This window comes from Algibacter sp. TI.3.09 (genome assembly GCF_038154905.1).
Lineage (GTDB): Bacteria > Bacteroidota > Bacteroidia > Flavobacteriales > Flavobacteriaceae > Algibacter.
This window is the reverse complement of record NZ_JBAKAN010000002.1, coordinates 955,230-967,510: the sequence shown is the minus strand read 5'-3', so window position 1 is coordinate 967,510 and position 12,281 is coordinate 955,230. Positions and strand designations below refer to the sequence as shown.

Genomic DNA, 12,281 nt, shown 5'->3' with positions numbered 1-12,281 from the left:
ATACACACCAAACTAATATACAATAAGTTATATTAAAAAAATCAATAGTTTCAAACATTTATTACAGCAACAAAAACGCACCATAACCAGTCAAAATTAAGAGCGGATACCTAATATTTATTTTAGAAAACAAAACCATAACATCAAACTTTTAAAACATGAAGACTATATTTATATAAAAACCCTTACGTTATGATCGCGTTTTATAAATATTTTCTTACTTTAGTTGAAATGAGTTTTCAGTAATCACAAAAATTTCAGAGAACTACTAATCATCTAGACTCAAGACCTATCTAAAACGTAGCACCTAACGTTTTATTAAAAAGCAACAACTATCAAAAAAGACATTAACCAAAGCCAAGAACAAACAAATTAAAGAAACAAAACACAAGAACCGCAAAGCCTTTGATTTAATCAAAAAACCAAAAAACACATGTTAATTATTTCAATTTCATAAAAAATTAACACATAATTTATCATGTACACAAAACCGTCAAATCCCACGAGTAACCTAGCTTTCTTAACAATTTCGTAACATTAGCCCTCTAAAACAAAACTAACCACTCTTGTTTTTAAGAAATATTTAACTATATTTGGTAAACCAAAGTGGTAAACCAAAGTGGTTTGGCAGTTTTAAACTCAGGTTTTTTTGACCAAAAAAAAATTCAAACTAATACTAAAAACCTACGAAAGACAAAAATGAAAAACTAAAAAAGAAAACAAAAACAAGAAAACGAAAAAGCAATCTAAGATACAGCCTGAATCACCACTAGAAACAGTCGATATCTTGAAAATTATTCCAAACTAATCTAATTTATTAAACTAATGAAAAAACACAAACGATTTAAAAAGGTCTACCTTTTACTATTAGCCTTTTGTTTTGCATTTACAGTAAACGCTCAACAAAAAACAATAACAGGTACAGTAACCTCGGAAACAGACAATACGCCTCTACCAGGTGTTAACGTACTTGTTAAAGGAACTAGTACAGGAGCCTCAACCGATTTTGATGGTAACTACACCATTAATGTAAGTGATAGTCAGGCTGTATTATCTTTTAGTTATGTTGGGTTTGCAACTAAAGAAATAAAAGTTGGAAACAATACTAAAGTAAACGTTGCTTTAGCAGAAGATCTAGCAGCCCTAGATGAAGTAGTTGTTGTTGGATATGGTGCTCGTAAAAAGAGTGATATCACAGGAGCTGTATCTTCTGTAAAATCGGAAGAGTTAAATGCTTTCCCTGTTTTAGATGCAACCCAAGCTTTACAAGGTCGTGCTGCCGGTGTAGTGGTTCAATCTAACAATGGTGGTGAGCCAGGAGCTCCAATAAACATAAAAGTAAGGGGTAATACTTCTATCGGCGCTAGTAGTGGGCCGCTAATTGTTGTAGATGGTTTTGTTGGTGCTTCAATGCCACAACCAAGTGATATTCAATCTATGGAAGTTTTAAAAGATGCTTCTGCAACAGCTATTTATGGTTCTAGAGGTTCTGGAGGTGTTGTATTAGTAACAACTAAAAAAGGTAGAAGTGGTAAATTATCTATAGAAATTAATTCGAACTACTCTGTTCAAACTACCGCTAACAGGTTAGATTTATTAAACGCTAGCGAATTTGCAAGATACCAACAAATTATAAATCCTGCTTACGTACAAGGATCTGAAGATACCGATTGGCAAGATGAAATTTACACAACAGGTAATACTGCTAATCACCAATTTTCTTTCTCTGGAGGATCAGATAACATAAACTTTTATGCTTCTGCAAACTATTTTAATCAAGATGGAATTATTGTAAACTCTGATTTTGAAAAACTTACATTCTTATCTAATGTAGATGCTCAAGTTACTGATAAATTAAAATTAGGTATGAACCTTTTTGGTAGTAGAGGTACTAAGAACGGTGTTCTTACACAATCTACAGGTGCAACTGCAAATGGTGGTGGTGATGATGTTATATCATTAGCATTTAGATTTACTCCAGACAGAGGTATATATGACGACGAAGGTAATTTCACCCAAAACTCTGTAGGTGATGGTGTTGAAAACCCTTGGGCCGTTGCTAATGAATTAGTAAACGAAACTAAAACAGATAATTATAGAACAAATTTATATGCGAACTATGATATCTTAGAAAACCTTGCTTTTAAAACTACATTTGGTTTTAGTACAATTAACGAAACTGTAGGAGCTTTTAAGCCACAAACATTCCAACTTTCAACAGGGTATGCGAGCTTAAACAATAGAAGAAGGACTAACCTTTTAAGTGAAAACTACTTAACTTACAAAGAAGAAATAGGTAAAGGAAGTTTAACTTTATTAGCAGGTTATTCTTACCAAAAAACAAATACAGTTAGATTTGGAGCACTTACTCAAGAACTTTTATCTGATGACTTTTCTTTTTACAACTTAGCAGCTGGCCAAGTTCAAACAAGAAGAGTTACATCATCTATCTCGGAATCAGAAATCCAATCTCAATTCGGAAGATTAAATTATGATTATGATGATAAATATCTTTTAACAGCTACAGTAAGACGTGATGGAGCATCTAACTTTGCTGAAAATGAAAAATATGCCATATTCCCTTCAGGAGCTATTGGATGGAAAATATCTAATGAGGATTTCTTAAAAGATAGTGAAACTATATCTAATTTAAAATTAAGAGCAAGTTATGGTGTAACTGGTAACCAAGCAATTTCTGCTTACCAATCGTTAGCAGAATTAAGTGTAACACCTGCAACTGCAATAGAGACAGATCCATCTGTTTCGGTAGCGCAAGAAGCTAACCCAGATTTAAAATGGGAATCTTCTTATCAAACAAACATAGGTTTAGATTTAGGGTTATTAAACAATAAAATCTCACTTTCATTAGATTATTATAATATCGATACCAAAGATCTTTTACTAGAAGCGACTACAACTCCTTTATATAGTGGAGCTACTAATCTTACTGTTTTCCAAAATATTGGAGAAATCAACAACAAAGGTTTTGAGTTTTCTGTAAATACTAGAAACATTACAAATGATAACTTTAGCTGGACTACGGATTTCAATATATCTACTAATAAAAACGAAGTTGTTAAGTTAATTAATGGTGCCGATATTATTGATAGTGCAGCTCCTGGTTATTTTTCAGGAAAAGACACTTACATATTAAGAGAAGGAGAAGCAATTGGCCTTTTTTGGGGTCATGATTACCAAGGCGTTTACCAAGGTGGAGATTTACCTGCAGGAACAGCTCTTAAAGGAGGTTTTAATGAAGCTGGAGATCCTTTGTTTTTAGATGTAAACAATGATGGTGCTATCGACTCGAACGACCAAAAGATAATAGGTGATCCTAATCCAGATTTTACTTGGGGGCTTACAAACAACTTTTCTTTCAAAAACTTGGACTTAAATATATTTTTCCAAGGTTCTCAAGGTGGTGAAGTTTTAAACCTTACCAATGTTCAATTATATAACGGAGATTCAAATTCTGTATCAAATGTTTTTAATGCTTGGACGCCAACAAACACAGACTCAAACATACCTTCTAATAAAATTAGAGATAGAGAAATTTCTTCAAGGTTTGTAGAAGATGGTAGTTATATTAGATTAAAAAATATAGCTTTAGGCTATAGCTTCCCTACGGATGTAACTGAAAAATTAGGTATTGACAAATTAAGATTTACAGTTAGTGCTCAAAACTTATTTACTATTACGAACTACTCTGGTTTAGATCCTGAAGTAAGTTATTTTGGTAATGGTGGTGGAGATAGCGGTTCTGCTAATGTTGTTCAAGGTCATGACTTTGGAAACTACCCAACACTTAGGTCTGTTAATTTCAGTCTTAATTTAAAATTTTAATCATATAATACAAATAAAAAAATATGAAAACATATAAATATTTATTCCTGTTGGTAGGCTTATCAATAATGGGATGTTCAGACTTAGAAGAAAACCCAATTACCGAATTAAGCCCAGATAGTTACTTCAGTAATTTAAGTCTAGAACAAGTTGAGGGGTTCGTTGCAGGTTCTTATGGCCACATGGTTCACAGAAACTTCATGTCAAGAGAAATGACTCAAGCATTAATGTTTCGTAGCGACATGATGGCAATAGGTAGAACAGGTGCACAAGAAAGAATTGATCATGATAACTTTACTGTTTCTGCAGATAATGGATTAATCTCAGGTGGTTCTAACGTTTACTGGCCTAAAGTTTATCAAATTATTCGTGCCGCTAATGATGCTATTAAAGCAGGAGATTTAATTACTGTTGATGATGAAGCTGTAAAAAACGAAGTAATTGCTAGAGCTCGTTTTGCAAGAGCATTTGCTTATTTTCACTTAGTAAGACAGTTTGGAGATATTCCTTATTTAGATGATACAACATTGTTGTCTGACGCAGTAGTTGCACCAAGAACTCCAGCAGCGGAAGTGTACACAAATATTATTGCAGACTTTGAATATGCACAAGCTAATTTACCAAACACTCAAAGCTCAAGAGCGATGCCTGCTAAAGCAGCAGCAAGCGCATATTTAGCCTTAGTATATTTAACTTTGGAAGAGTGGCAAAAATCATACGATGCAGCTAAAGAAGTAATCAATAATGAAGGAACTTATAATTTAGCTTTAGAAGCAAATTTTCAAGATTTATATGACGCTGCAAAAATTGATAATTCATTAGAACCATTATTTGTACTCGATTTTACTGGTACTTCTGATGGAGATCAAGGTCGAGATTATCAAGTTGCATTTACAGGTATTAGATCTGATGACCAATATGACATGGGAGGCGGATGGTCTGTAGAAGTACCTGCGCTTAAAGTTTTTACATCTTGGGATGCTGCTGATTATAGAAGAGCAGTTACTTTTGATGCAACGGCTGTTCAAGGTGGTATAGTTGTTCCTTATACAAATTTTACTGATGCTGATGGTAGAGCAGTAAATCGTCCACACGTTGCCAAATATACACGTATGGCTAGCAAACTGCCTCAACAAGATGGTAATGGTAGATCTTCACATTCTAATTATATGATGATGCGTTACGCGGAAGTTTTAATGATTGGAGCAGAAGCAGCTAATGAAATAGGACAAACTAGTGATGCGGAAGCATGGGTAAATAGAGTTATGGCTAGAGCTAGAGCAGGTGGAATATCATGGGCCAATGGCGCTGAAGCTTTAATAGCTCCTAGTACTGTTCCTGCTGATTTTTCAGGATTATCACAAGATGACTTTAGAACTCGTATACTAGAAGAGCGCAGAATGGAATTCGCTTATGAGATGAAAAGATGGTACGATATTGCTAGAAGAAAACTAGGTGCTACAGCATTTGGTGCTGACGGATTAGAATCGGAAGTATCTACAGAATCTGGAGTTGGACCAGGGCCGAAATCTTTCGATGCAAGTCGTGATTACTTATTTCCTATTCCAATCGATGAAATAGGTAGAAACCCTAATTTAACTCAAAACCCTGGGTACTAATTAATAATCTATAGTTTACTAATCTTGATATAAATAAAACAAGATTGACACAACTTAAAACCTCAGACCAAAAAATGGTCTGAGGTTTTTTTATTATATTCAGTTTTTTTTTAATAAAATATAGGTTAAATTTTAATTATGATGAAAAAACAAATTCTATTTATAGCAATAATAGCAACAATTCTAAGCTGTAAAAACAAAGAAAAAAACATAACTAAAATAACCAAAACCCCTACAGAGCAACTAAACGCTCGCTATGAAAAACTACTAGCATACCCAGCAGACTCCATGGCATTCCCTAGAAGTATAAACTTTAAAACTAACACCATAAAAAAAGTAAAATCTAAAGATTGGTGTAGTGGTTTTTTTCCTGGAAACTTATGGCAAATCTATGCCTTAACTGGTAACGAAGCTTATATGCATAAAGCAGAATCTTGGACTGATTTTGTTGAAAAAGAAAAACACAACAATCGCACACATGATATGGGCTTTAAAATATTTTGCAGCTTTGGCAACGGATTAAAACATGAAGACAATGAAGACAATGAAGACAATGAAGACAATGAAGACTATAAACAAATAATTATTGAGAGCGCAAAAACCCTTAGCACGCGTTTTAATGAAAACATAGGCAGTATTCGCTCATGGGATTTTAATGCAGATGAATGGCAATTCCCTGTAATTATAGATAACATGATGAACCTAGAACTGCTCTTTGAAGCGACTAAAATCTCTACAGACAGCTCTTATTATAAATTAGCCGTTAAACACGCTAATACCACGCTTAAAAATCACTTTAGACCAAACAACAGCTGCTATCATGTGGTAGACTACGATACTACTTCTAACCAACCAAGAATGAAGGTCACTCATCAAGGTTTTAATGATGGGTCTTCTTGGGCTCGGGGTCAAGGCTGGGCGATTTACGGCTACACTATGGCTTATCGATATACTAAAGATAAACGCTATCTAGATAGAGCAGAAGCTACAGCTAATTTCTTTTTAAATCATAAAAACCTACCTGAAGACGGTATTCCTTATTGGGATTTTAACGATCCTGCTATTCCCAATGCACCTAGAGATGTTTCGGCAGGAACAGTTGTTGCTTCTGCATTAGTAGAATTATTTAGTTTTACAAAAAATGAAACATACTTAAACTACAGTAAAAAAGTAATACGCAACCTGCAATCAAAAGACTATCTTTTAGATGAAAATATTGCAGCACCTTTTATTTTAAATCACAGCACAGGTAATTGGCCTAAAAAAGACGAAATAGACGAACCTATTGTCTATGGAGATTATTATTTTTTAGAAACATTAATTAGACTTAAATCGTTATGATATTAAAACTTTAACTATTAGTAAACAAAACACAAGCGATTTATAGAACAAAATAAATTATAATAGATTAAGTTTCAAATAATACCTGAGCTACTACGCTGAAAGAAACATTATTCAAGGGCACCATTAAAAACTCATACTTTACCCGATGTTTATTTCTTTCTGTTAAGCTCATTATTCTACAAATAAATCTCTGTCTATTTTAATAAAGCGGACAATATCCATCGGTAAATTTTAATCATCAACCACAAAAATTGACTCAATAAAAAAGGCATTGAAAATTAATTTTCAATGCCTTTTTTATTATTTCGGTTATAAAATCAACAACTAATACATCAACTTCATTTTTAAATTTTCTTCGGTTTTAATTTCTCCAGAATTACTAATATCGTTATCAGAAGCGTAGTTTTCTTTAGCCCCCCATAAAATAGCAACATAATCAACTCTATTGTTTTTAAAAGTGTTTTTTGTAATATTCACATAAACAATACCTCTATGGTTTAGCAACATTTTATTAGGCTCATTGGCACCACAATTAGTAAAAGTACTGTTTGTTATATTTAAATTTCCACCAATAGTAGACTCATCATAACCACCACGGTAATAATCCACAACGTTTTGTTTTACATTATCGAATGTACAGTTGTTTATGGTTAAGTATTCTGTATTATAATCGCCTTTATCGTTTATTTCTTCAGATAACTCTAAACCATTTTCACAGTTTAAAATAGAAGTATTTTCAAAAGTGATTTTTTCTGAAAAAGATTCTTTGTAGACCTTTAAAACATAATTGAAATCACTGATATCGCAACCCAAAACCGTTAATCCAAAATGATTAGACATATTCTCTTTTAAACTAGCAAAAGCATAATTTGAGTTATTTCCTTTTAAACTGACATCTTTAAGCGTTAATATGCCTTTAGGGTTTAACGAAAATAGAGATGAATTACCTTCTCCAGAAAAAACAATTTGTGCTTTCGCTTTTTCTTGAGACTGTATGGTAATGCTTTTATTGATTTCTATTGATTTTGAAATTTGATAAACCCCAGGATTTAACGCTATAACATCACCATTTTGAGCTTCATTAATTTTAGACTGAAGCTCCTCTACATTAGCAACCGCAAAAGTATTAGCTTCCTTTGCTTCTACCTCGTTAGAATACCAACTTGCTCCATATTTAGATTTATCTAAAATATTAGGATCTGGCATATCAGCATTAACAAAAGCACCAATTTTATTTTGATCCGCTCTTGAATTTCCTGCTAAATCTGTCGTTATTGTATTAAACTCAAAACCTATATAAGGTGTTACTTCACCTGGTACACCTACCGGAATTGATATGTTTTCAGAAACTTTTTTCAACTCTAACTTAGCATTTTGTAAACCCCCGTTGTAATCCTTAAATTTTACATCGTTATTATTAATAACGTTGCTTTTAAAAAGAACACCATCTGCTTTATCATGTTCAACAACCGGTAATAAATCTCCTTCTGTGTTATAAATAACATTGTTGGCAACAACAGTTCTAATAGGTCGTGCAGAACGAATTTCCGACTTTGGCAACACATCAGATTGAGCGATATTTGTACCAACTCCAAACTGCCAAGGTGATTTACAATTTACATAAGTATTATATGCAACCACAACATCTGTAACTTGATTGTATCTATTTAATGGTGATTTTGGTATACCATTCATAACAGCCAATGGGCTTCTGAAGTTTTCACCAATAATATTATAGAAATAATTATTAATAACCCAATGCCCAGTGTTTACAAGTCTAATGCCTCCGTAGTTTTTATTAACACCATCTCCAATAAAATAATTACCATCAATAACAGCATAGTTACCATGGCGTGTTACTACAGAACCTTCACTTTTATAGAACACATTATTTCTAATTTCGTTGAAATTTGTTTTACTCGAAATAACTTCAACCTCTCCATTACATTCTTCAAATAAATTATTTGCAATAGTTGTATTACTCGGAGACATAGACGTAAAACTACTACCTAATTGAATAGATTCTCCTCGAGCACCACCTTTTCTCGGTCTTGGACCAAAATGATTATTTACAATTTGATGATAATTTCTAATACTTTGGTTTCCTTTTAAATCGACTCTAAGTGTTGGGCCACCATTAGTTTTACCTGCAATATAACAATGATCTACTTTATTATGTTTTCCGAAAAGTTGAATCCAAAGGTCATCTTTATCACGTTGTTTTTGGTTGTAATCTAGAATCACACAGTTGGTAACTCTAGAATAGTTAGCAACTTCTTCTTCACTAGTTCTAAACGCAATAACATTGCTTGTTGGTGTATACCCGTTTCTAAAAAATAAGCCTTCAACAATTAAGTAATTTCCAGCAATTTCTAAATTAGAAACACCTTCAATAAATACTTGGCCAGACGTTTCTGCTTTTAATGTAATTGGAGCATTCTCTGTTCCTTCACCTATAAATTTTATCTCTACATTTTCCCAAATACCGTTTGCTAAAACAATATTATCTCCTGCTTTGGCATTTTTAATAGCCTCATACAATTCCTTATTTGTGCTCACTAAAGCACCTGAGTCTTCAACTTTTCCATTACAAGAAAAACATAAAACAACAACCAATAAAAGGCTAAACAACTTATTCATAAAAAGGGTTTTGATAAATTTAAAATAACAAAAAAGAAGGCCAATTACAACAAAGACCTTCTTTTTAAAACAACTAACTACTCAACTATAATTACTTTTAATCAAGTTTTCTTCAAATACATTTATTCTTAAGAGATAAACATCATTATCTAAACTTGAAATATCTAATCTATTTTTTACTAAATTCTTCTTTAAAATTAATTTTCCATTAACTATGTTATACATTTCTACAACTGCACGTATAAATGCCAAGAACTTAAAAGATAAAATGAAAAATCGCTTTATTTTCATACTTAATCTTAGTGAATAACATCTTGGAAAACCAAATTGGTTAACCAGATTGGTTTTCCAAATATATGCATTATTTCGAGGTGAGCAAATTATTTTAACAGAAAGTTTGATAATTAAACATCTTTTATGGTTAAAATCCCACACATACAAGTCCGAAAACCAGATTTCATTTACATAAAAAACAATCACTCATAGAAAAACAAAGTACTCATGCAGTGCGATTTAACTATCAAAAATACCAAAATTCAATACCTAACAAAGAGCCTCGCGATAAAATAAACTGCAAGAAAAGACATCGAAAATTTAGATTATCGATAAAAAGAAAAGAATACTACTTATTTCTGAAGAAGATTAATAATCGAAATACCAATTAAACAAATCTGTTCTAATTCCGAAGTTAAACCAAACTGTACTATTTTTAAACGTGGTGGCTGTAGTTGCCTCTGGATTAAAATTTCTAACTGTAATATCCGTAAACACCTTCATGTTCGATGCCGGATTAATAACATAACCAGCTTGTAAGTTCCCGTTAAAAACGTTGGTTTTAATTCCCTGCCCTACTTCTACTCCAGAATCGAATGGACGATCGTTGTAGTTTTTATAGATATCAGAGCCATAACTAAACCCATCTGTATCATCATTAAAATCTAAACCACGAACACCAAAAATTAACTTAGCATCGGCAAACCAGCGTTTATAATGATAACGCCCTATAAATATAGCTTCACTAAAATTAGCTCCCCATAAATGCGCCATAGACTGATTATTATGCCCGTAATTTGTGGCTATCGTGTTATGCGAATATGTGTAAGGACGAATGCGATTATATTCAAATTGAAGCAATAAATTTTCAACCTTAAAAGCATTAAAATACTTAACACCTAATTGATACCCAAACTTGTTTTTCCAGCTTCTCTCTCCGGCTTTTACATCAGCTAAAGAAAATTCATCTAATACAAATTGGCTATATAAATTAACATTATCATTCCACTTATATTTTGCGGTAGCACCTATAACAGCATTTCCCGCATCTTGACCCGTTTCAAACTCTATAGCTCTATAAAAAATAATAGGGTTTAAATAATTAACATCAAAGCCGCGATTATTAGTGTTACTCCAAATTACCGATTCAAATAAACCTAAGTTAAATCGCTTCGAAACATTCCAGCTTAAATAATGATTAGCCATATATTTCGTTAGAAACGCTCCATCTTCAGTAACTTCTGGGCGTACATCTTTTAACCACATCCAGGTGTTAGTATATTTTATTTTCCAAAACTTAGTGTTTAATTTAAGGAATGGGTGCGGACTAGCAACATCACTCAATAATAACGAACGATAACCATCACCTATAAAATTTTTACCATGCCCAAATTGAATATTTACAAATTTTGCAGGCGCATAAGACATGTATGCCTCCGCAACAGGATAATCGTAAGAATCGGTTTTAAATCTTTTAGCAATACCACGCCCAGGAATAATAGCTGGATCGGGTCCGAAGGCTTTTAAACTTTCAGCATATCTATTAACATAATCTGCAAAACGCCCTTGACTTTCAAAAACTGCCGCATAGAAATTAAACTTTTCTCCCAAACCACCTTGAACCAAAAATCCTCGGGTATTATTATATGTAGAACTAAACTCGGCATCGGTATCTTTACCAACTTCTAAATCGAAAATAGGATCTATTGTAAACCAATAATCGTCACTTTGCAATTGCACCAAATGCTCGTTCCAAAGTTTTTGTCCGGCCCAAGTTGCAGTTTCACGTTGTAGAGCTTCTTTTTCTGCTTCAAAATCGTAATAACTTGCCACATCATCATAAACAAAAGGTTTTGATGCCGTGTGGCTATTGGTACCTACAGCATTCATTTGTCTATCAAACTTAGCATAATCGCTATGGGTAAACTGAATATTTAATTGACTGTTATAAGCTTTATTTTCAAAATCCTTTAAATCTTTATTAACCTTATCAAATTCTTGCTTAGCTTGTTGCTCTAACTTAGAAATTGGATTAACAGTTTCATCTTCTACGCTCTCAAAACTAGCATCAACTAAAGGAATTTTAATTTGAAGTGAATATTGCTTAAACGTAGCACGACCATTATAAGTGGCTGGTTTAATTTTTGGAAGACTTAAAAACACACGCTTAGCCTCTTCCTTCAATTCATTATAGACAGCATCAACATACATCACCTGAAACTGACCTGCTGTATCCACTTCAAAAAGAACCACAACTTCTCCTTTATATTTTTCGTTTTCAACCCTTAAAGGCACCTTAAAACTATTATAGATGTGTGCATGAACTTGATTATCGAAACATTTTTGTTGTTTACTGAATGAAATACTATCACAAGCTGGAAACACAGGAGGCTTTTCCGAATAGGAATTGCCTTGAGCATAGCTAAAACATTGGGCCAAAATGAAAACTAGGAAAAGAAATTGCTTCATCACTTAATTGGGGATTGATAAATAGTATAAAATATATTTAAGCTCGAAAGATACTATATTTTTTATACTCTTCACGTCAACTCAAAGAGTTCC

5 protein-coding genes are annotated in these 12,281 nt (G+C 32.8%); 3 read left to right on the top strand and 2 right to left on the bottom strand.

What is annotated here, in order from left to right:
* Positions 1–825 precede the first annotated feature (825 nt).
* The 3 genes from V6246_RS11780 (at position 826) to V6246_RS11770 (ending at position 6,803) form a co-directional block, all read left to right on the top strand.
* On the top strand, positions 826–3,843 hold the full coding sequence (locus V6246_RS11780) for a SusC/RagA family TonB-linked outer membrane protein (RefSeq protein ID WP_341560690.1): 3,018 nt from the start codon (positions 826–828) through the stop codon (positions 3,841–3,843).
* A gap of 23 nt (positions 3,844–3,866) precedes the next feature.
* A complete protein-coding gene (locus V6246_RS11775; protein ID WP_341560689.1) occupies positions 3,867–5,462 on the top strand; it encodes a RagB/SusD family nutrient uptake outer membrane protein in 1,596 nt (531 codons plus the stop codon).
* Between the two features lie 138 nt (positions 5,463–5,600).
* Positions 5,601–6,803, top strand: coding sequence for a glycoside hydrolase family 88 protein (locus tag V6246_RS11770; protein ID WP_341560688.1), 1,203 nt, complete (start codon positions 5,601–5,603; stop codon positions 6,801–6,803).
* Between the two features lie 327 nt (positions 6,804–7,130).
* On the opposite strand, the gene V6246_RS11765 is transcribed toward V6246_RS11770, so the two are convergent.
* Positions 7,131–9,446, bottom strand: a complete 2,316-nt coding sequence (locus V6246_RS11765) for a chondroitinase-B domain-containing protein (RefSeq protein ID WP_341560687.1) — start codon at positions 9,444–9,446, stop codon at positions 7,131–7,133.
* 642 nt (positions 9,447–10,088) lie between these two features.
* Positions 10,089–12,188 carry a gliding motility protein RemB gene (locus tag V6246_RS11760; RefSeq protein ID WP_341560686.1) on the bottom strand — a complete coding sequence of 700 codons (2,100 nt, stop codon included), beginning with the start codon at positions 12,186–12,188 and terminating at the stop codon, positions 10,089–10,091.
* Between the last annotated feature and the right edge of the window lie 93 nt (positions 12,189–12,281).